Annotated in this window: 16 protein-coding genes; all 16 read right to left on the bottom strand. The window is 34.3% G+C overall.

What is annotated here, in order from left to right:
- Positions 1 to 160 precede the first annotated feature (160 nt).
- Positions 161 to 3,874, bottom strand: coding sequence for a contractile injection system tape measure protein (locus ASC72_RS07630; RefSeq protein ID WP_056189249.1), 3,714 nt, complete (start codon positions 3,872 to 3,874; stop codon positions 161 to 163).
- Positions 3,858 to 6,599, bottom strand: a complete 2,742-nt coding sequence (locus ASC72_RS07625) for a hypothetical protein (protein ID WP_056189246.1) — start codon at positions 6,597 to 6,599, stop codon at positions 3,858 to 3,860. Before ASC72_RS07625 ends, ASC72_RS07630 begins: the two co-directional genes overlap by 17 nt.
- Before the next feature lie 7 nt (positions 6,600 to 6,606).
- A complete protein-coding gene (locus ASC72_RS07620) occupies positions 6,607 to 10,311 on the bottom strand; it encodes a hypothetical protein (protein ID WP_056189243.1) in 3,705 nt (1,234 codons plus the stop codon).
- Positions 10,311 to 10,745, bottom strand: a complete 435-nt coding sequence (locus tag ASC72_RS07615; protein WP_056189240.1) for a GPW/gp25 family protein — start codon at positions 10,743 to 10,745, stop codon at positions 10,311 to 10,313. The genes ASC72_RS07620 and ASC72_RS07615 overlap by 1 nt, the downstream gene beginning before the upstream one ends.
- Positions 10,738 to 11,037 (bottom strand): PAAR domain-containing protein, encoded by a 300-nt coding sequence (locus ASC72_RS07610; protein ID WP_056189237.1) that lies wholly within the window; start codon positions 11,035 to 11,037, stop codon positions 10,738 to 10,740. Before ASC72_RS07610 ends, ASC72_RS07615 begins: the two co-directional genes overlap by 8 nt.
- 211 nt (positions 11,038 to 11,248) lie before the next feature.
- Positions 11,249 to 13,048: a type VI secretion system tip protein VgrG gene (gene vgrG / locus ASC72_RS07605; RefSeq protein ID WP_056189234.1), complete on the bottom strand. Its 1,800-nt coding sequence runs from the start codon at positions 13,046 to 13,048 to the stop codon at positions 11,249 to 11,251.
- Complete coding sequence (locus ASC72_RS07600) at positions 13,048 to 13,722, bottom strand: hypothetical protein (protein WP_056189231.1); 675 nt, start codon at positions 13,720 to 13,722, stop codon at positions 13,048 to 13,050. The genes vgrG and ASC72_RS07600 overlap by 1 nt, the downstream gene beginning before the upstream one ends.
- A gap of 11 nt (positions 13,723 to 13,733) precedes the next feature.
- On the bottom strand, positions 13,734 to 13,904 hold the full coding sequence (locus ASC72_RS24075; RefSeq protein ID WP_157849273.1) for a DUF5908 family protein: 171 nt from the start codon (positions 13,902 to 13,904) through the stop codon (positions 13,734 to 13,736).
- 4 nt (positions 13,905 to 13,908) lie between these two features.
- Positions 13,909 to 14,373, bottom strand: a complete 465-nt coding sequence (locus ASC72_RS07595) for a phage tail protein (RefSeq protein ID WP_056189228.1) — start codon at positions 14,371 to 14,373, stop codon at positions 13,909 to 13,911.
- Complete coding sequence (locus ASC72_RS07590; RefSeq protein WP_056189224.1) at positions 14,366 to 14,830, bottom strand: phage tail protein; 465 nt, start codon at positions 14,828 to 14,830, stop codon at positions 14,366 to 14,368. Before ASC72_RS07590 ends, ASC72_RS07595 begins: the two co-directional genes overlap by 8 nt.
- Positions 14,831 to 14,879: 49 nt before the next feature.
- Positions 14,880 to 16,457 carry a phage tail sheath C-terminal domain-containing protein gene (locus ASC72_RS07585; protein WP_056189222.1) on the bottom strand — a complete coding sequence of 526 codons (1,578 nt, stop codon included), beginning with the start codon at positions 16,455 to 16,457 and terminating at the stop codon, positions 14,880 to 14,882.
- 35 nt (positions 16,458 to 16,492) lie between these two features.
- A complete protein-coding gene (locus tag ASC72_RS07580) occupies positions 16,493 to 17,326 on the bottom strand; it encodes a hypothetical protein (RefSeq protein WP_206743208.1) in 834 nt (277 codons plus the stop codon).
- An 8-nt stretch (positions 17,327 to 17,334) separates the two neighbouring features.
- A complete protein-coding gene (locus ASC72_RS07575; protein ID WP_056189213.1) occupies positions 17,335 to 17,892 on the bottom strand; it encodes a DUF4255 domain-containing protein in 558 nt (185 codons plus the stop codon).
- A gap of 318 nt (positions 17,893 to 18,210) precedes the next feature.
- Positions 18,211 to 19,080 (bottom strand): hypothetical protein, encoded by an 870-nt coding sequence (locus tag ASC72_RS07570; protein ID WP_131725795.1) that lies wholly within the window; start codon positions 19,078 to 19,080, stop codon positions 18,211 to 18,213.
- A 423-nt stretch (positions 19,081 to 19,503) separates the two neighbouring features.
- Positions 19,504 to 19,980, bottom strand: coding sequence for a hypothetical protein (locus ASC72_RS07560; protein WP_056189206.1), 477 nt, complete (start codon positions 19,978 to 19,980; stop codon positions 19,504 to 19,506).
- A gap of 135 nt (positions 19,981 to 20,115) precedes the next feature.
- Positions 20,116 to 21,678, bottom strand: a complete 1,563-nt coding sequence (locus ASC72_RS07555) for a Fic family protein (RefSeq protein WP_056189202.1) — start codon at positions 21,676 to 21,678, stop codon at positions 20,116 to 20,118.
- Positions 21,679 to 22,082 lie beyond the last annotated feature (404 nt).

Here is a 22,082-nt window from a genome sequence, read left to right as displayed (position 1 = left end):
ATTGTTGTTATTATTTATTTCTATCTCATCGGGTGTAATTATTTTAACACATAGAAACATAGGTTCTGTACGCTTAAAAAAGCGTTTCACTTGTTTTAAGGACATATAGCTATATGAGAGAAATGTGTTTCTTTCCTCTTTCCTCTTTCCTCAGCGCTATTTAATAAGGCCAGATCACATGCAGTGGTTTTTCCATCCACGGGTGTTTTATGATCGAGAATGCAAACGGCGATTTATTAATCAAGATGTCATAAGCCCTTTTGTCTACCGTAAGTTCCCATTTGTCTGCTAATTCTACCAGAATTCCATCGCGAACAAGCCAGTTCCCCCTAAAACCGTCTATTGAGCAATCGCCTATCGCTGTCCAGTATGAAATTGCTGCTTTTATTAAACCTTGAATCAATGATTGAGTTTCTTCAGGAATCTCAATTTCATCAGGAACTGCGTGGGTGAGAGGCAGACCACACAGGACTTTATTCAATGGCAGAAAAGTTTCTTCGGTATTGCTTAATCCCGTAATAACATATTGCAGATACTGTACAGCATCTATCTGATTTTCGGGAGTAATAAATTGGTTGTTTTTTACCAGTCCCAAACGTTCAAAAAGCATTACGATATAACTGTTCAAGATCACGATTCCGGCATTTCGTACCGCAATTCCTTCTTTTAGCGACGTTTTTGGATTTTTATTAATTCGTAATTTCTCAATATTTGCAAGGATTTCTATGTTTTTTGCAGTTTGAACGATTTGCTTTTCTTTATTTACAACTTCTCTGAAACTAAGCTGTAAAGCCAGCGGAAACTGATAGATATACTTTTCGATTACGAGCAAGAAACTTTTCTTGTCAACTCCTTTTTTAGTCGCAGTTTCCCAAATTAATTCATGCCAGATTTTCTCAACGGAAATCATTCTCCAATTGTCATTTGTAGCAGCGTTTAAAAGCTTTCTCAGCAAAATGCTTTGTATTTCTTTCGAAGAAATTCCCTGAATATTGATAATCCCAAGTGTGGTATAGAACTTTTCAAGAATTCGTAAATAAGATTCTTTGTTTTTATCAAGCTGGCTGATCGCATTACAAAGCGAATTAATTCTAATATTTCGGCTCAGCCAATCTATTTGTGCTTCTGGAATAAACTCTTTTTTGATAATTCTAAAGAAAATTTCAGGATCTTTTAAGATGATTTCATTCAACAGTTCTTTGATCTCGTATGTTCCCGAAACGGCTATATCAATTGGTATTTGTTTCTCGCAAATAAGAAGCGTATACCAGTCGTATCTTTTTTTTGCAGTTAGTTTTTGCTCTGGAAATACAGTGCTGTTTTTACTCGTTTTTAGATTTTTATTTAAAGTTGTTTTATCGAAAATTAATTTGTTTTCCGGAATGTAATTTTCATTGGTTTTTTCATCAAAAGAAGTGCTGCTTAAAAAATCAATTCCCATTTTTTCAAAAGGATACATTTCTTTTAATACCTGATTCTCAATATTGATTTTACTGTCTTTTAAGTATGCTGTAAAAGCCTTTTCCAGCAGTTTTTCAAAAAGGATTTCGTTTCCTTTATAAGCGGAATATTTTAAAATCGTTTTCCAGAATACTTCATTTAACTCTAAAGTTGTTTTACTTTTTGATGCTGATGTACTGTTTTTAGTATGTTTTTTAATCCAGTTGTTTTTTATTGAAATTCCATTTTTCAGAAAATAAAGAATGATGTTTTCGCTCTGTTTTTTATCTTGTTTTCGCAACATTGTAAATTTAGAATCATTAAAATTCGTGTGCAGTAAATGCGCTACTTCTGCCTGCGCCTGCGGTGAAGTAGTCTGAATCAATAATGCGAGTTCTGTAACAGCGAGTGCATCATTCTTTTTTAACTGATTGATAAAGGTTTTCTTGATAGCAATGCCAAAAGATTTGATTCTTTTTGATTGTACCAATTTTGTAATAAATAGGAAGTAATCTTTACGTTTTGTAGTGGTTACTTTTTTTGATAATTGAATTATGATGGTTTCCAGAAACAACGACGAATTATGATCTGGATGCAGCAGGATTTCCTGTATTCCGACCAATAATAAATCATCATTGAGAAGTTCTTCGGGAAAATCGTATTTTTCCTTTGTGTTTAGAATTTCATATACAACTTGTATCGTCTGCACTAATTTTGTCTTTTCGTAATTTGCTTTTTTTACCAATAATTGCAGCAGCTCACGGTTAAGAACTAATTGCAGTATTTTTTTTAGAAATTCCTTGTTTCCATAAGAAAGCATTACTTCAAATGCCATTTTAGGGTGAAGCGCAATGTTCTTGATAAGTACTCTTTGCAGCTCTGCAAGAAGTTCATTTTTATATGATTTTTTTTGTAGCTGCATTTCTATTTTAGTAATCAAAGTTTTAAGATGTACAGCCGGATAATTAGAACTATTGCGGTTTATTTCATTGTAGTAGATTTCATTAAGTTTTGTATAGATTTCTATAGAATTACTATTTTTTATTTCAGCAGGAATTTTGGTACTTGTATATAATTCTAATAATTGCTCAGGATTTATATTGTTTCTTTTGCTCAATTCTTTGATACAAAACAGCAGGAATGCGGCATTATTTGCCTTTTTATTATTCATAAGAAAAACAATTCCTATCTGCCATAACGTTTTGCTGTTAGTTTTGAGTTTAAGCATTGTGCTTAATTTGTTTAAATAGAGTATAGTATCAATATTAAGAGAAGCTGCAGTGCTGTCTAATCTTGAAAACAGGATTTTAATCGATTCTTCATTTAAATCCTTAATTAAAAAAATACATAAACTCTCGTTATTTAAAACTCTATTTACAAGCTCATTAAATCTGGTTTTGTTCTCATTGTTTAAAGTTAAAATGAGTTCATTGAGATTATTTTTTCCTATTCTTGATTTTCTATCGGTTTTGTTTTTTAATAAATGTTCTAATATATTCCAGTAATCTGTACTTATTACAGGCTGAAAACTGTCTCTTTTTTGCGTTTCAAACTCTTGTGTTAAGGTTTTTAGAGAAAGTATAAAATTGTTATTCTGAGTTGTTTTATCTGATAGTTTAATAATGGTATTTTCGATCAATAAAATAAGATCTAAATAAGCAATATTGTAATGGTTTGCCATTTGTAACAAACTACTTTTCATAAAGGCAAGTTTATTAAAAAGTGTGCCGCGTTCTAACAACAAAAAATTAAGGATAAAAAACCAAAGGTTCTTTTTGAAACTCGCTGTACTGGTTTGTACAATGGTTTCTTTGGACTGTAAATTCGTCATAATCGAAGTAAATTCTATTATGGTCGTACTATTATTAGGTTCAAGAGCTGCTATTATTTTGGTTACATTTTTCTCATCAAACTGCCAGGCGATTCTTTTTCGCACCTGTTCATGGGTAATTCCTGTTTTCTTGATAATAACAACAATTTCTGCTAAGTTGTTCTGAAGTAATTCTGCCATTATCTGGTTTACAGAACCTTCTTTATTCTGGTAATTCCAAGGCAAATATCCTTCTAATAAAAAAGTGGTAAGATTCTCTAAAATGGATTTTTCCTTATTGTAAACCGTAATTAAGTTTTGTTTTTTATTGTTTTGGTACAGAATAAGTTCTGCTATTTTTTCACGTAATAAATTACGTAGTTTGTTACTCAGGTCAAATTCAAGCTCATTATAATCGCAAGTGCCCAAATCGAGTTCTAATGATTGTATAATCCAGCTTTGTTCCGGCGGGCAAAGTTCATTAAAAACGCTTGAAACTTCTCTGGGCAATGTAATTTTGCTCCAGGTACTTAAACGTTCCTGCAGTCTGTAAGCTTCTTCTTTCTGGTCAAAAGTAGTATCCCACTTTAGACTTGACACAATATGGCTATTTACTTCTTCCATTTTTTGTTTCTAAAATTGAGGTTAAACTATTGAAAAGGTTCAAAGCGCATTGTACGGAATTTATTCTCGCAGCTTTTGCAGCATTATCTTCAGGTTGTTCTGATTCAGGAATAAATAAGTTGTTTTTGTGTCGTAAACTTTCATACCAATAAATGTATATGGGAATTAGCCACTCTAATTCGGTACTGCTCAAAAACAAACATTCGTAACTTACATTGACAGGAAAATTCGTTTTAAGAAACTGTTTTAATCGTTTTTTAAATTCAGGTTTGTGCAGCGGATGAATAAAATCTGGAAAGATCAATAAAACGTCTTTCCGAAAAACTCTGGCATCAACAGCTATTCTTTTATTTCCTGACGGAATAGTGATACGGCAGCTATAATTTGATTCTCCTATTTTTACAAATTCGTTTAGATTGTATATTGTTTTATCGATACGGGTAAAATAATGTTTTGTGCCAGAATGGGAAATATAATCGTGATACAGTTCATGATCTATTTCACTTTCTTTGGCTGTGTTTAATATATAATTTAAGTCTGTTACTGTTTGAAAATTAGTTTCGTCCAGCTTATATGTTAAAGTATGAGTTTGACCAGTTTTTATTATTTCAAAATCAAATCTCAACTGTTTTAAAATAAGAATTGATTCAATAAATAAAAATCCGTGTTTGTTTTCTGTAAGCCATAATGTTTGCTGAATTTTTCTGGAAGTATGTAAACAAATTTCTTCTATATGTTTTTTTTGAGGATCTAATTCATGCGAAACAAAATTTAAGTACAGATTCCTAAACCCAAACATTAGGTTCATTTTTAATTCAAGTGCCGAAAAATTGCTAAAATCAGACTTTTTTAATTTCTCTTTTTTGTTGATTTTCTCAGATTCAAATACAAAATCAGACATATTTTCATTTCTTATGCGCAGGTGTTCTTCCTTTACTATTGGCAGATTTCCATGAATAAGCTGAGGTATTTTTTTTGCACTCAAATAATCATATCCTTTTTGCCTGTTATAGGATAATAATCCAAGGTTTTGCAGGTACAAACTCTTCAAAATTATTTGATCTTTTCTTTTATCTCCTGTATAAAATGTGTCATCGATAAGGGAATCTATTACAATAGGCGATTCTCCGTGTCTGGCAAGCAAATGATCGAGTAATTTATTTCGTCGTTCCAGATTTAAATCTTCCTCTTCCATCAGTTTCATTAAACCAAAGATGTACGGATTATAAGGATCTTGCTGATATTCGAACCAGCTTTTTTCTATTAATGCTGCCGCAGATTCATCACCGTTGCTGTAATTAAAGGTTGTATTGTTTTTTAATAATGGTTTAATGTGAGGCACGGTATATAACGACTGATAAAAATAACTTGGTGAAAACATTTGATAAGGAACCGGATATTGCAAATGTTCTTTCTCGTATTTATCTTTTAACTGATAAAAAGTTTTCTCGTCTGATGGTGCACCGTAAACCGAATTTTTAAACGAAAAGAGCTGTGAAATATTCGCCAATTGCGAAAATTGATTGGCAAGCACCTGATCAAATAAGGTTAAGTATCCTTTCAATTGACGTGATAAAGCTATTTGATGCGGATTTGAATTTTCTTCTATCGTATCAACTCCAATACCATATTGTTCCGGAAATGTATTCTGGATAGAATAATAGGTATTTATATCCCTAAAATTACTTTTGGGCAAAGCAAAACTGCTGTTATTGTTGATTGTATTTGTTGTTTCTTCAAAATTATCGACGCTAAGCTGCAACGGCCCAAATGGATCAAATGGAAGCTCTTTACCTTTATAGCTTAATATCAGTTTTTTGTTTTTGCATGATTCTATAATATTGATAAGCAATATTTCATTTAATGTAGATTGAAGCATAGAAACCATTTCTCCGTCTTGATAAAGCTGTATGCCGGATATTGATACAATGCCCGCTACAGATTCTATTACCGTTGTTAAATCTATTGCATATATAGCTTCTTTTCTGTCTACTAAAGATTCAGTCAAAATCCAGCCATTTTTTAAATAAGGACCATTGTAGATTTCTGCTGTTGTATATCCTTTTTTCTCCAGACTTCCGTAACTGGTTTGTATTACTTTTGGGAATATGTACGCTCTTATTTTATCCTGCAGTTCGAGTAAAACGGCATATTGATCTGTATCTTTTTCGAGTTCTAATTTTCCGCCTAGCCAACAATTTACAGGCTGCAGTGCGATAGGAAAATTAAATATTTCGCCTATGTTCCTGCTTTTATTTAGGTAATAAAATGCCGATTTGCAGATATCGTCTGTATCAGTAATATTTGGGTTGATATAAAGATAAACCTGATACACTCGATTAAAAGGAAATATATTATCGTTGTAGACTTTTATTGTGGCATTATCTATATTTTGTATTCCGTCGATAAGATATTTTTTATAATCATCAATCGTATACGGAGCCGTTGTAAGGATTTCGTTTGGCAGATAAAACTGGTCATCGATTTCGATTTTTCCGTTAGAATTAGTTAAAATATCCTGAATACTAAAATCAGTACAATAGCCTAATTCAGTAAGGGCATAACAAAACTGTTCCAGAATAGTAACTCCGGGATCACTTGGGTTAAAGTTCGTCCACTCAGTACCAATACGGGTATGTATATAATCAAGCGCTTCCTTTTTCAGGGAATAAAAATCCTGACTTAAAGGGAGTTCTTTTTTTACTATATAATTTACTGTATCCATTATATCCTTAATTGATGTTGTGGGCAGGGGCAGAAACTAAAAGGACCGCCGGCCCGTATGGTTTAAGAGTCAGGGTGTCTTTTTTGTAATGAATTTCACTGCCTGTTACGCGATGATGTATACTGCTTGAAAAAGATACTTTGCCGACTGTTGCAACGCCTTCTATATTTTTGATAAAATGGGTTACTTTAGCATTATTAAGTGCCGTACCTATTTCTATTTGAGGCTTACTGCCGGTTATCCACGGCGATAAATATAATTTTAATGCCTGATTGACATTGGCTTTTATGAATCCTAATTCATAACCGCTTTTTGCTGTTATATAAGCTGTAATACAAACATATTCGAGAGTAAAATTGGACACTTTTATCTTTGTAAATGGCGATGTATTCTTTTTTAGAAATTGTCCAATCTCGCTTTCAAGACAATTTGTTACTAATGGTATAAAAGCATCGCTTTCGTTTGCGTTAGCCGCTTTTTTTACCAGATATACTGTACTTGTATTATCTCTTTTTTTGGTTACGACTTTTGAGTAATAAACGGTATCATATTTTTGCGCAATCAGCGTATAATAATCTGTGCTGGTTATAGTTCTGTTTTTTGTTTTAATGCTGTTGCTGACTCTTTGGTCTCTTGTTTTTTTGTCTTCGGCAGCTTTACCACCAAACGAAGCAAATGGCTGTAATAATGACGCTATCTGTGGTATTGCATTTTGGGGATTGACTATTGTATCGCTATTTATTTGAGGCGTTTTTTTGCTCCATAAATAAGAATCTCCGGTTCGTTGTACTAAGAATCCATTGGTTTGTAAAAAGGCAGTTTTAGAATAAGAATCAAGATTGCCGTGAACCGCGACAGCGATCCAATTGTTGGTTCCGGGCATCACTTTTTTTGTATTGCTGCAATCAGCAGCAATCTGTAATTCTATAATACCGGAACAGTTAAACTGATTGGTTCCGTCTGAAAGTATTTCCATTTTTTTCCAGACAGAATCGGCTAAATAAAAATAGGTAACGGTGTCATCAGGAAGAGTATTTCCAATGTTACGCGCCAGCTGAAAATATAGGTTTAATGTACTGTTTGTTATTAAATCGCCAAGTTCTATAAATAGCGCTCCTGAATAATCAAACGAAGGATAAATTGGCAGCCCTTTTTTAAGGTTTTTTATCGAATAACCTACAAGAGCGGTATTTACCTTCGTTTCGTCGGTTTCATGAAACGTCTCATGATCGAATATTTTATCAGTCAAAAAAGGAGAATACAAAAAACATTGCAGCGGATAATCCTGTGGTTTATCAAATACATAGGTTTTATGTGCTGTATAATGTGCCGAAAATGTTTTGATTTTTGGCACAAAAGGAATATTTGCGGCTTTCAGAAAATTATCGTCTTTGATTCTTATTCTATAGCCGTTTTGTAATGCAATATTGGTAATGACATTTGGATAGATTTCTGAGCCAAATCCATATTCCGGCCCTACGAGATCCATTTTTATGAATCCTGAGGAACTTTCATCTGTAAATACTAAAGGTGTTTTTTGAATATTTGGATCCGGTTTTATAGTCGGATGGTTTTTTACATGGGGATCTAATACAGTAGGATTTGGTTTTGTATACCTATACACACTGCTCAAACCTGTAATAAAAGGTTCATGATGGTCGTAATGCGCATGATCAAATAAATGAACAGGAATTACATCATTTTCTACCACCATAAAATCTGGATCGTCTTTCTTTTTCTTTGTTTTTTCTACCTTAAACGGATTCCACGATTTTTCCTGAAGCAGACTAAAATTTACCATAAAGGCTTCGTTAGTAAATTTTGGACGCAGGACAACCTCTAGTTGTTCTTTTGTTTTTCTATTAAAATGCCTTCCCAGTCTTGATTTAATCGTGGCTTGTTCCGGTCTCGGATACAAATTGTTTAAATAATTATTGTATTCATGATAGTACCACTTAAAATTACATGGCAGTTTATCCCAGCTCATATCGATACGCAGACTTTCGAGAGGTTTGCTCAAAATTTCATTACTGCCCATAATAAAGCTTGAATTCAATAACGGAATTGGCCCAAAAGGAGGGAAGGGATTCTTGGCATTTAATTCTCCAAAATCATTATACAATTGAAATGAAGTAACATCAGATACATCGAGTGTTATACCAATAGAAAACAGTTTTGGAGATTCGCCGGGTTTTGAAATATTCTGAAATAAAATTTTAAACATTGGCCAGTCTGTAGCTAATCCATCAGGATTAATAAGGAAAGGTTCTATCGCTGGCTGCGAAGATTTTAGTTTTATTGTTATTTTTAGAATGAAACCGATAGACGTAACAACAGACTCAAATTTCAGTTCCTTTTTATCAATCTCAAACCAATCTTTTTGAGTGCTCAGATAATAAGATGCATCCTGAAATAATTTTAAATCTACTATAGAATGAAAATGCAGTGTTAATGTGATTTCTCTTTGTCCTTCGCGCAGCAATAACATTGGCGATGCAAATGATATACCCATTGGTAATGGAGCTTCTTTTTGGTTTGGTTTTCCAAAAGTGTCCCAGCTCATTATGTTTCCATCTTCATCTTTTTGTATACTGGTTGGGGTATTAACCAATTGCAGGTTATAAGAAGAGGTTTCTAAATGTTTATGATAACTAAGTGTTTGAACGCTTACAATAACAGCAGGATTTAGATTTACATCTTTTTGTGATGCAAACAAAATTGGATTTCCGTCTTCGTCACTCCCTGCATTAAATAAGGTTTTATCAGGTAGATTATAAGTCGTATTGTTTTTTGCGAGCGCAGCACATAAAAAAGTACTATCTGCTGTCGCGCTTAGTTTGGTTTGTTTTAAAATATCTGTATAATAAAAATCAAGGTGCTTTTGCGAAATTCCGTTGAACTGTTCTTGCTGTATTTTTAGAATATTTATAAAAGAGCGTAAAAGTATCGTATCTGGAAACATACTTTTTTTAAGGCTCATTTTCTTAAATTCATTGGATGAATGATGAATTATTGTTTCCAGAAAATGAAACAATCGATCTCCAATTTTGGTTAGAATAGTAAGACAAGAAATAATTTTATCTTCTGATGCTTTAAAGATGCTGTTCTCGGTTTCAAATCCAAAAACTTGCCAATATGGTCTTTTATCGTCATTTCCTTTCCATATTTTGTTATTAAAAGAAGCAAAATCCTTGTGCGCCGCAGTAACAATAAATAAGCTGTATAAATGTTGTCTAAAGTCTTGAACAGCCCAAAAGTCAACGCTGAATTTTGCTTTTACTTCATGCAGGATATAATTTTTAAGATCATACATTGCAGCTGTGTTTTGCATGTAATGCGTCCAGCGCTCTATGATTTTATAGACAGCCGTAAGGTGATCAAAAAGCTGCTCTAAGGCATTTGATTTTATAGAAATACTATAATCATTTGTAACCGATTGCAATACTTTTGTACAATTACTTTTGTAAATACTGTATAATTTTTTATAATCTGTTTTTGATATTGAAGCCATCAAAAACACGGGATCTTTTAATAAAAACGGACTCCAGTTGCCTTCGATAGTATTGCTAACGTTGTAAAAATTAATAAGCTTTCCAAATTCAGCAAGAAAGTACAACCAATCCTGCTCTGTTCTTCCGTCTATTAAATAGGGACTTGGAACGAGTGATTCGTTGAGTGAATTTATAGCGCTATTTTGATCAATTACAATCATTATTTTTTGGTTAAATTGGTTCCTTCATTTAAATGAAAAGGAAAGACATAATTGTGTCTGGTATTTGTTTGTGAATAGTCGTAAATTATTAATACTTCTATCAAGCCATTTAATACATCTGTTGAAGCTACCCGAACTTCCTGAACGACAATTCTGGGTTCGTAATGCAATAATGAGAACTGAATGGTTTCTATAATTTCACCTTTTAGGGTATTGTCAATTTTTCTAAACATAAATTGCTGTAAACCGGAGCCAAAATTGGGTTCAAGTGTACGTTCGCCTTTACGGGTATTTAGAATGATATTGATAGATTCGTTTATATTGGCTTCATTAGAAGTAGTATTCAAACGATGATTACCCGCAGAGAAAGTCACTGGAAATGACCATCCTGTACCTAAAAATGCGTTCTCTATTTTGTTTTCTGAATTATCCACCTATCATAACATTAAATGCCCCAAGAACGATTGCTCCTCCGTGTGCAGTTTGATCTCCCATTCTTGCAGCGGGAACACCACCTATCATAACTGTTGCCGATCCTTTTACGATCGAATCCGGAGGCCCTACGCATACAAGCATATCGCCAACTCTGGCAGCAGGTAATCCTACTATTAATACATTTGGCGCTCCTGCACCAACTATTGGTCCGCCCACGTGAGGAATAGGGGGTAATCCCGGTGTTACCATTGGACATTGATGAAAATCTGTGAGTCTTGCTGCTGGAGGCATAGTTTTTTAATTATGAGTTATGAGTTATGAGTTATGAGTTTTGCGGCAGCTTTGTTCGCTACGAGTTTTAAAACACTTTCATCCCGAACGAGGGATTTCCGCAAGGAACTAACACAAAGATTATCCAGCATATCGAGCTGCTAATGGGGATCCCTCGTTCCTCGGGACGACAAAATATTTTTTAATTAATTAATTTTTAATTGAGTAAAAGTTAGTTTATCATCACCATTGCGCCTTTCAGCGTTAATTGCATACCGCCTTGTACTTGTGCCATTTGTCCGCCTTGTGCGCTGAACTGCATGTTTGCGGTTTCTTTAATATTCATTCCTTTTGTTGCTACGTCGCCGCCACTGGATTCGATTACTACGCCTTGCATTCCTTTAATCGAGACATTTTGCTGTGCCGAGATATTGATATTTTTCTGACTTGCCATATCGATCCCACTACTGGACATTACAACACTATTTTGGTTTTCGTCCTTGATCGTTATTTTTTTGTCTTTGTCACTTATAATGATCGTATTCTTATTAGGAGTTGCAACGGTCCAGACTTTATTTTCGTCATCAAATTCTACCGAAATTCCAGATTTAGAAACAATTGCTTTTATGGAGTTTTTCTCGTTTGGTTCTAATCCTTTAAAGGGTTTTATTTTGTTGCCGCTGTATAAACTTCCCAGAATAACGGGATAACGAGGATCCTCATTCAAAAAACCAAGAATGACTTCATCGCCAACTTCTGGTAAGAAAAAAGCACCGGCGCCGCTTGTCGAATAAAAGTTGGAAAGTCTTGCCCAAATTCCTGCACCATTTGCATCAAATAAGGGAACATTTACAAGGATTCGATATTGAGAATCGGGGTCTTCAGACATTTTTTTTACTGTTCCGTTAAAGAGACCTCTTGCTCCGGGAATTAAGCCGGAAGCGGATGGGGACATAACATCCGGCTCTTCTGTAAACCAAAGAGGGGAAAGACCAAGAGAAACCTCAGAAACCCAATTTCCCTGTGAGAGATCATGAATAACACCAGCAATAAGATAATCACCATTAAAACGGGTGCCAAGTCCTTGAAAAGTCATGTATTTTCCGGGATCGACTACACTTGTTCCCTGAAATTTTGCTTCGCCTATTATCTTCGAATATTCACTTTTTATAATTTGAGCTTTTGACCAATTATTTAAATCTGAGGTTTGTAATGAAGCCGAAGTCTGCAATTCAAAAGCAGCTAATCCGATTACTTCAGATAATTTTTTGGATGATAAATTTCCAGCTCCTTTTTCGTTTGGTGCCGCCTGACTGTTTATAACAACCTGATTTTTATAATCCCATGTATTAGACGTTACATTTCCTAATTGTGTTGCCGCATTCAATTTTGCATTAAATTCTAATAGATTATCTCCGTATGTTACCCTAAGCACAGATGTAGGGCTGCTATTGGGCGCAGTCACAGAAACTTTGCCGTTTATAGTGGTTACAATCAATCCGTTTGTTTCGGCAAGAGAGAGAATATAATCCCAATCTGTTACGTAATATTGTACTTGTTCCGGCCATTTGGTACTTGTAGCCGTTACATTTGAACTTAAACCAGAGTAAGTACCAATAATAGAAGATATGATTTCACTATCTTTTTTATTCGAATAAGTGAGGCTTTTTCTTCCTACAATCATTTTTATGGCTTTATCACGGCATTCAATTTCTAATGCAGATCCTATTAAGCTGTCAACACGAAGGGATTGGCTCATGATTATTCCTTCAAAAATAACTTTATTGACTGCATCATATCCGGCTTCGATACTAATTATCGCACCAGGCAGAAAGGTAGAAGAGGAACTTGCATCAAACTTGCCTGTACTTGCCTGACCGTCTAAAATCACAATTTTGGCACTGGCGATACGGTTTACTTTTTTCTCAACATGAACAGAAAATACGCATACCTCGTCTGGAACCGTTTTTCCGTCGATTTTAATTGAGAAGGTCACAATTCCTCCACTTGGTATTTCGTTTGATGTACTCATTAATTGGACTGAATTACAGGAGGAAATAGTAGTTTGTTTATGCCATCCAGATTTCTAAACTTGTTGAGGTTGTTGAATTTAGCTACTTCGATATAAAGAGAATCATCATCCCAGGTTTGCAGACACAATTGTGGCAGTGACATTCCCTCGACAACGGTAACAATGTGAGTAAGATCTGGCGATTTAGGAGCAATTATTTTAGTCTCTGTCGATGGAGAAATATATTGGCTGAATGCCAATGCTATTTTTGCTCTCAAAGGACTTCCGTCTGGTCTAAACAAAGTATAAGAGATGTCTATAGAATTGAGAACACCATTAAAAGTGATGTTTTCTCCCCATTGTACTTTTACAAAATTCGGACGGTGGATTTTACCGTTATAGGTGTAAATAATTGTTTCTAGAGCCTTTATTTCTTTAGACATATCAGTACGTTTAGAATCTACGATTCCGGTACAGTCTATAACGGTGTCAAAGCTTAGTTTATCACTTGGCGTACTCTTAAATTTTTGCGATGTCGAACTCGTGGCGGGTGCTTGCTGCTCATTATATTCAATAGCTTTTTGTAACTTAATGTTATCAGGATTAATCATTAACACATAAGGATTTCCGGGAAATTTATTCTGAAATTCCTCATCGGTATATCCTGTTATCTTCATTAATTCTAAGCTCGCCATATTTCTGTTTTTTATCGTTTATAGCTGTCTTTCTGATTTTTTTCAGCAATTAATCTCTTGCATTCTTCCAATAATTGTTTCCTCAAAATCGATAGTTCTTTTTCTTTCATTCCGAAGGAGTATTTTGAATTGATGCTTACTACCTCGGTTTTAATGATTAATTCTCTTATTTCTATTGGCATAATTTTACATAAATAGATTAGCAACGGTTGTAATTGGAGAAATATCAAAATAGGTATAAGCCAGTTCAATAGATTCTATAACAATACCGCTTTCCTGAGAGTTTAAGTCAGAGACAGCATATTTTACGGGATACGCATTATGAAAAGTCCATAACATGCAAACAATACCGTTTGAGTCGAGTAAACTCAATATCACAGTATGGGGCTGTATGGTGTTTGACAGCCCCAAATCTATACAACTGGCACACCAGTAGACTAATAATGATCCAAATGGTACTATGGCTCTTTTAAGAACTAAGTTTTGACTTGTAGCAATGGTAGGAAGTCGGTATTTAAATCGATTCTCTCCACCGCAAACCACTTCTTCAATACTTAATTCTTTAGAAATTCCTGATACTTCCTTAAAAGCCGCATCTACACCGGGAAATGAAAGTGTAAAATAAAAGCTTACGGGATACTCACTAGCCATTTGAAATAATTAGCTGTTCGTGTGCAATTTCGATAGTATCTACCGCCACTTCATTTCCATCTGATTTTAAATCAGTGCTGGTGATTTTTGTTGGCCATGCATTGTTCAAAGTCCATTGCATGGTTACTTCGCCTTTTTCGTCTAATAGTTTTATTAGAACGGTTCTTCTTTTTATCGTATTCATTACGACTTGTTGATGCCAATCCCAAAAAGTATTGTCATTTACAAAAATGCCGCGCTTCATAGTAATATTTCCGTATTTGGTAATGCCGGGCATTTTTTCTACAGAAAAAAGAGGGCTGTTACTTTTACGGTATTCTATAATTTGATTTTCGACATCCATTCCTGTAACTTCCTGAAAAGCTACTTTGGTTAATTCTGTACCCAGATCTACTTCAAACCTGAATTTTGGCATGGGCCATGTTGCGCCTTGTATGCTTCCGTCATCTGTTGCCATAATATTTTATTTTTTTAAATTATAAATTGACTTAATTTATTGTTTGTTATTAACTAGATGCAGCCATTTGTTGTTGAAATGTAAGTACAATGAACTCTGCAGGATGTATAAGTGCCACTTTTACAGTTACTCTCATATAACCGTTAAGAAGATCTTCGGCAGTCATTGTTGTACCTAATCCGCATGCTACAGAAAAAGCATCTCCGGGAGTAGCTCCCTGCAAACCGCCCTGATTCCAGATAGAAGTAAGAAAACTGCCGATCATTGATTTTACAGCTTCCCAGGTATTCTTGGTATTAGGTGCAAAAACATAAGCGTGAGCAGCCAATTTGCACGATTGTTCAAGAAAAGTCAAGGTGCGTCTTACCTGGATATATTTAAAATCCAGACTATTTCCGTCCAGCGTTCTTGCGCCCCAGACTAAAATACCAAGTCCGTTAAACAATCGAATAACATTTATGGATTTACCAGAAACAGCATCAATATTTAGAGGTCCCTGCTGGCTGTCTGAAAGAGGAATAGTCAGCGAAGTTGCTCCGGTAATTGAAGTATTTGCAGGTGCCTGCCAAGGACCGGTTTGGTTGTCTGTTGCTGTAATAACGCCTGCCATTGCACCACTAGGCGGCAAAATATTAGCATCTGTCAATACATGATTTATAATCAAAGAATAAATAGGGCTTGCATTTACAAGTGCACTATTATTTTGGGCGATAGATAAACCGCTGTCCGGATTTTGAATATTAGCAAGAATTGCAGTAATATTAGGATCTGGTGAACCTGCCGGATTAATTATAGGTTCTAATTGTTTTAAGTCACCTCCAAACAAATTGGTATAATCAATATCTGTGCTCTGCATTACAGAAGTTCCTATAAAAGGATAATACGCTATTCCGTGACTTAAACCGTTTGTACCAGTATTCATTCTAAAATTGGCAATATCTTGTTTGTATAAAAGAGGATCTGGAGAATCGCCGCCAATGATGTCAAATAAACATACTGTTGTCTGTAGATCATTTGCCTGATTCAACATACTTTGCATTAGTGTACCATTGTTCGCAAGACTTAGTAAAGTTGCTTCAGGACAGATATACATTGTAGGTTCTTGTGTTGTTAATAATGCTGCAAGACCTGTTTGCAAATCGTTTAACTGTACATTTGGATTGATAAGCGGATCGCCCGGTGCCATTGGTTTTTGAGCAGGAATTCCGTAAGGCCCAACAGATACAATGTAGGCATCTCCGCCGCCATTTTCGTAAAAAATCCTCACGCTATTATACAAGTAATAGATTGTGGTAGGATCTGGAAGTATCGAATAGTACGACCCTCCGTTCATAATATAATCACCTTTTGTGGGCTGGCTTTTTTGTTGTACTAAATAGTATTCAGGACTGTATTGTTTTGCCTGATTTGCCGGTGGTGGCGGACTTGGTAGACAAAAATAATTGGTAAAATCAGCAAGTGAACTGATTTTTACCGGCACATTTGTATACGATTTCCCCTTGTAAGAGGCTTGTGGTGTGTACCCTATAAATGCTGGTACAGCAGTAGCGACTCCTACAACTGAATTTGGAAAAGCATTTAATTCTTGAATATAAACACCCGGAGTTTGGATGGTAGCTAAATTCATTGATTTTGATTTTTAAGGTTCATTTTATTAGTTTTTTATAGATAAATATACATTGGTGATGCTGCTTGACTGCCTTGGCTATTTTGAATTACTTTCATGCGGGAAACATCAGGAATGGGCAAACTCTTGATTATTATTTTAGAGTTTGTATTTTTTTGATTCAATTCTTTTGTTCCGTTTATATTGATAAGATCAAATTTGTATTTGGGTTTTTCGCTCAGTGCCATTTGCTTATTGGTTGAGGTAAAAAGCAGCGCTTGTTCTCCTGTTTGAATAGTGACTTCGTCAGGGCCTTCAAATTGTATGTTTCCTTTTTCTGTAATGGCGGGATTGTTGAGCAAAACAGCATTTTTATTTATGATGTAATACTGCCATTGTGTTTCTCTTGCTTTAAAATTTATTTCGTAAACAACAGAATCAGGATTATTGAGGTATTTTTTCAGGTCTTCGAAATAAATTTTTAACTGACCCAAAAACGGATTTGATTCTTTTGTTTCAAGAGTTTCGATAAGGTCGATGTTTCCGTTATTATTTTTACTGTTTTGGCTTGAGTAAATAATTTGTCCGAGCCAATTGATAGGAAGTGCTGTAAAAAGAACAAAATTTTGATTACTGGATTTTATATTAAATTCAAAATAATCTTGTGAAGTAGTTTTATAAATATGATCCAGCATATTGATTATTGGAGCCGCTGCGCTATAGAAAACTTCAAATCCATTGGAAACTGTATTTATTCTAAAACCACTTTTCTGCAGTATATTTTCGGTTTTATTATCCGGAATAAAGTGCAGGCAATTGCATTTGTTGTTATCAAAAAAAGTATGATAGGCCAGAACACTAAATATCTTCATGAATTTACTTTGTATCATATCGCAAGCTAATTAGTTGTACTTGTTACGGCAGGAAGAATTTCGACAGTTTCATGTGCCTGTACTTTTATCAATTTCATTTTGTAAATGATCGAAGGCTGATATTTTGCTCCCATTGCTGTCCATAAGCTGTGCATTTGATGGTATGAAATTTTTTCATATTCAAATTCCAATTTTGTTAAACCTTCAGGTATAGAAGAAGAGGAGGAAGCATCGAGATAATTGTTTATTTGGAAAAAATAGACAATGGCATCCAGAAATTTTAAAGATTCGTCATAATCATCAAAATTACTGCTTAACAATAAGTCGAGATTGTATCTTTCGACTGGATTAAAGCTGGAGTAATTTCCGGTTTCTAATTTCTGATTTCTAATATAAAAAGGCTGGTTGGTTTCTTTCTCGATATTGATTAATGATAATACAACTTTGTTCTGATTCATTTTTGGTATTGAACCATCTGGGTCAACAAGATAGTTGAGGACTATTTTGTCTTCATCTAATCTGAAACGGTTTTTTAAAAACTGTCCCAGTATGTTACTCGTAAACTGAAGCGATTTGTATATCATGGTATTTTGGGCTAAAAACATTCGAAACCAGTTATTAATTATACTGATTAAGTATCTGTGTAAAAGTACCTTGTAATTTAGTTGGAGCACTTTTTTGAGAATGTACTTTTCGTATACAAGAAATATTTTTTTCTGTTTTGTGTAGACAAAATGTAGACAACGTGTTTTTGCGCATAGTGAGAAGAGGAAGAGACGAGAGATAAGAGAAATGTGAAGGCAAGAGACAAGAGACGAGAGACAAGAGAAATGTAAAGGCAAGAGACGAGAGAAAAGGGAGACGAGAGAGAAAAGAAAAAGGAATACGAATACGCAATCTGATTACGATACTGTTCTTAGGTATGAAATAATGTCTTGTTCTTTTTCAAGAGTTAGCTTTTTCTTTAGGCGGTACTTGTGAGTTCGTACGCTGTCTTGATTGATGCCAAGTAGATTTGTAATATCATTATTGCTCATATTCATTTTGATGTAGCAGCAATATTTTAAATCTTTAGAACTTAAAGAAGGATGTTTTTGAGCAAGTGCCAATAAAAAATTAGGATTAGATTGTTCAAAGTAAATTTTAAAGTCATCCCAGAGTTTGGTGTCATTTGCGACTATTTTTATAGAATTTACGATAGACATTAATTCTATTCTTGTAGAGTCGTCTACATTGGGATATAGGTAAGAAATGCGTTCTTTTACTTTGAGCAGCACTTCTACTTTCTGATCGAGTTCCATTACATAATGACTTAATTTTCTGGTAGTATTGCCGTCATTTTTTTGTAATGCTGCTTCTGCAAATGAGGTAAAGGTTTTGTTTTGCGGTTCTGTTTTTTTTAGAAGAAAGATAGATTGTATCCTATATATTAAAAATTCGGTATTATTAATATGGTTATAAGGATAAGTAAAAACGATGCTGTCTTTTGACCAGCACAACGATTCGCATTCATTACTTTGGGTTAAATATAGTATTGGAATATTTCTTTTGAAGGAATTGAAATTTGTATCATTCAATATGGACTGATTTTTTTTAAATCCTAACACAACCAGATCCGGATTTATAGAATTTATGGTATTATTCAAATCCATTTCTCTTGAAACGGTTACTGTAGAAAAAACAAAATCAGATATTGCCGATATGGTACTAAGTACCCTGGTTAAAACCATGACGTCGTCACATCCAATTATTATAGTTTTTTTTTCGAGCATATTTGGGGAATATTTGCTGCTTTGGTATTTGTTTTGTAATCGAATTTTAAAATTAAATATTTGTTTAGATTGATAAGAAAAATATGTTATAGTTCGGGTTTTTCTTATCATGAAATCCTTCTTTTATATCCAATTATTTTTAATTGATTTTTTCAGAATAATCGGACTTATTTCTTTTTGACAAAAAATGGCTTGTAGAGAAAATCGTATTCTAAGGCAGGGTTGTAAGTTTTTAGAAACTGTTGGCTTGGTTTTTTATTAGGAATGTAAATTTATAAAAAATGTAAGAGATTACCACCAGTAATACTACCTGTTTTTTAGTGAATTGCAAGATTTTTTTTAAATAAAGAAGGAGAAATAATAAGGTTCTATTAGGTTCTGTCGCATCTGGGAATAACTTTTATCTTTAGAATTTTAAACCGATCAAAAGATGAATACTAAAGGAACATGCTGAAGCCAGGTAGGATATAAGACTGCCAGTTCTTCGCTAAAAGTGGCTTTTGGAAAACCTTTGACAATAAATTTTTGATAAGTATCTTTTTCCTTTATTACTTTTATGGTTGGAATTATTTCTATAATGCTGTGGATTGCAGATTTGTCAATAATAAGTACTGCAACATCTTTGTTTATATTCCTAAATAATAAGTCAGGATTTATTTTATGGGTAAGCCTATCGTACTTTTTTGTTTCTGAATTATAAATATCAATATTGATGTTTTCCCTGAGATCCTTAAAATTATCTCCATCTTTAAAAAGGCAATGTGACGCTGTTAAAATATATAACTTGTCGCTTAGACTTTCATGAGAATAAATTATACCGGTTCCAGTATATTTTAAAGTATCTGAATCTTGTAGTCTAACTGTAAGCGGGGTTAATTTAAGGTCGTTTTCTTCCTTCATATTATTGGGAATATATATTTACGAAACTAACCTGCAAAAGTTGAAGGCTAATAATGATTTATGTTTAGAATTTATATGATGCATTAATAATAAAAAGCTTGACAAATGAGTTGGTCGGTTTTTAATTGTTTTTTTTTACGTGGAAGAAGGTAATTCCGCTACCGCTTTTCCTTTTATACCTTCACTGACCAGATATCCAAGAAAAGACGCAAATGGAATAATATTTTGGTCTACACTAGCTTTTTCAAGTGCCTGCATGTATTCGTCCCTTTTTTCAACCGGTATTACTGTCCATGGATATCCTCCTGATGCTAGCATAGCATTTAAGAGAAAACGCCCCATTCGTCCATTTCCATCCATATAGGGATGAATAAATACAAATATGAAATGCCCTAAAACAGCACGTACCGAGGCCTCACTTTCCTGTTCAAGCAATTCAAAAAGAATTGGCATTGTGTCACGCATGGCCTCTATGTTAAGCGGTGTATGTTTAGAGTTGCCAATATAGACCTGATGATTGCGATATCCAGCCAGATCGGAGGCTTTTAATATACCTGCAGCTACACTTGGATCAAAAAGTTCTCTGTACCATTTAGAATGATCTTTGTCTACTTCTATGCCAGGGTTTGCTCCCTGTAAAATTTTTTTAATTGTATCTTTAACTTGTGTAAATGCCTGGTAATAACCTCTTGCGGCCATAGCATCTCTTTGTTTTCGATCCTCCTCATTTTCTTTTGCATCCCAGCTACCACTGCTCACTTTGGCTATTAATTCCGGTGTTACGCGATAGCGTTCAATTGATAAGGAATGGTAAGCATCAGTAATAAAAATATCATCAATTTCTTTAAGATATGAATTAGTGTCTTTGGGTAATCCGGGCTGGGCAGGAAAGTTATTTATAATATTTTCACGCATCTGCATCCACATTAAACGAATGCGGTTTGCATAGGGCGATCGCTCGCGCGGTGATAATTGTATATCAAGTTGGTTGTTAAATGGGTCTTCTTCACGAATATCGTAATCTGCTGCCTTGAATGTTTCAATAATCTGATCTGCTATTCTGTCTCGATGTATATTGCGAAATGCGCCGACCAAGCGTCCAGCAAGTGTGGTATGTCCATTCTCTAACAATATTGGCAATAATTCAGAGGCATCCCTGATCATTGAAAGTGTCGTACGGGCATCAATTGCATTGTGAGTATACAACGAAGGACTACTATAGATAAGAGCACTCTGTAGATTGTACATCTTTATGCCTCTTTGTATGTCAATTTGATCAGGTAATGCTATATTAGTCTTTAGATTGAAAAGTGATGTGTTGTAAGGCAATGGGGTTGGTTTGTTGTTGCCTTCGGGGGAGCGTACAATTAATTGTTGTGGCACTGACCAGTTTCCCGAATGTATAAGCAGTGATTGATCAGCAGATATGCACCAGTTCTCGCCATATTTTTTATTAAGAAACTGAGAAATAAAATCCCAGTATGAACTAAACCAGGCAGTAGTTTCCCCTTCTTTTTCACTTGGGTCTGTTGCAATGTACCAGCCTTTGGAGACCTCTCTGATAAAGCCGTTTTTAACCAATAGCTGTCGATATTTTGCATTAGGGATATCATCAGTATATATCCCAACAATGTTCTTTTTTTGTAGGTCTTTAAGAAAAGTAAGTGCTTCTATAAATCTTTCTTTTGGTGTCGCCATTTTTTAATTATAATATTGTTAACCACACTATAATTTTCTTTGAAATTAGGATGTGTGGATACGTGATAAAATTAGTATATGCAAATGTACTAAAATTAGTAAACATAAACGTGATAAAATTAGTAAACATCAACGTGGCTATGTTAGTAAATTCGACAGTGCTAAAATTAGTAAATCCAAACCATGAAGAATATTTATCTAAGCACAGTAATTTTAGGTTTGATTAGATCAAAAAAATAATTTAGTTATAGGTTGGAATTTGTGCTATTTGTCAGCTTATGAAGTAACTTCTGGAAAGCTAAATTCAAAAAAAACATTAATTGACCAGGTAAGTTGAAAATTAAAGTTCTCATTCAATGTACTGTAAATATCAATACCGCTTCTACTTGCAGTATCCTGAATTT

The sequence above is a fragment of the Flavobacterium sp. Root420 genome (assembly GCF_001427905.1).
GTDB lineage: Bacteria > Bacteroidota > Bacteroidia > Flavobacteriales > Flavobacteriaceae > Flavobacterium.
The sequence above is the reverse complement of the archived record's forward strand: the minus strand, read 5'-3'. Positions and strand labels throughout refer to the sequence as shown.

Coding starts and splice junctions, on each gene's coding strand:
- ASC72_RS07630 (WP_056189249.1), bottom strand. CDS start 3,874: ATGGAAGAAGTAAATAGCCATATTGTGTCAAGTCTAAAGTGGGATACT.
- ASC72_RS07625 (WP_056189246.1), bottom strand. CDS start 6,599: ATGGATACAGTAAATTATATAGTAAAAAAAGAACTCCCTTTAAGTCAG.
- ASC72_RS07620 (WP_056189243.1), bottom strand. CDS start 10,311: ATGATTGTAATTGATCAAAATAGCGCTATAAATTCACTCAACGAATCA.
- ASC72_RS07570 (WP_131725795.1), bottom strand. CDS start 19,080: ATGCTCGAAAAAAAAACTATAATAATTGGATGTGACGACGTCATGGTT.
- ASC72_RS24075 (WP_157849273.1), bottom strand. CDS start 13,904: ATGCCAATAGAAATAAGAGAATTAATCATTAAAACCGAGGTAGTAAGC.
- ASC72_RS07610 (WP_056189237.1), bottom strand. CDS start 11,037: ATGCCTCCAGCAGCAAGACTCACAGATTTTCATCAATGTCCAATGGTA.
- ASC72_RS07560 (WP_056189206.1), bottom strand. CDS start 19,980: ATGAAGGAAGAAAACGACCTTAAATTAACCCCGCTTACAGTTAGACTA.
- ASC72_RS07600 (WP_056189231.1), bottom strand. CDS start 13,722: ATGGCGAGCTTAGAATTAATGAAGATAACAGGATATACCGATGAGGAA.
- ASC72_RS07575 (WP_056189213.1), bottom strand. CDS start 17,892: ATGATATACAAATCGCTTCAGTTTACGAGTAACATACTGGGACAGTTT.
- ASC72_RS07580 (WP_206743208.1), bottom strand. CDS start 17,326: ATGATACAAAGTAAATTCATGAAGATATTTAGTGTTCTGGCCTATCAT.
- ASC72_RS07555 (WP_056189202.1), bottom strand. CDS start 21,678: ATGGCGACACCAAAAGAAAGATTTATAGAAGCACTTACTTTTCTTAAA.
- ASC72_RS07585 (WP_056189222.1), bottom strand. CDS start 16,457: ATGAATTTAGCTACCATCCAAACTCCGGGTGTTTATATTCAAGAATTA.
- vgrG (WP_056189234.1), bottom strand. CDS start 13,048: ATGAGTACATCAAACGAAATACCAAGTGGAGGAATTGTGACCTTCTCA.
- ASC72_RS07590 (WP_056189224.1), bottom strand. CDS start 14,830: ATGGCAACAGATGACGGAAGCATACAAGGCGCAACATGGCCCATGCCA.
- ASC72_RS07595 (WP_056189228.1), bottom strand. CDS start 14,373: ATGGCTAGTGAGTATCCCGTAAGCTTTTATTTTACACTTTCATTTCCC.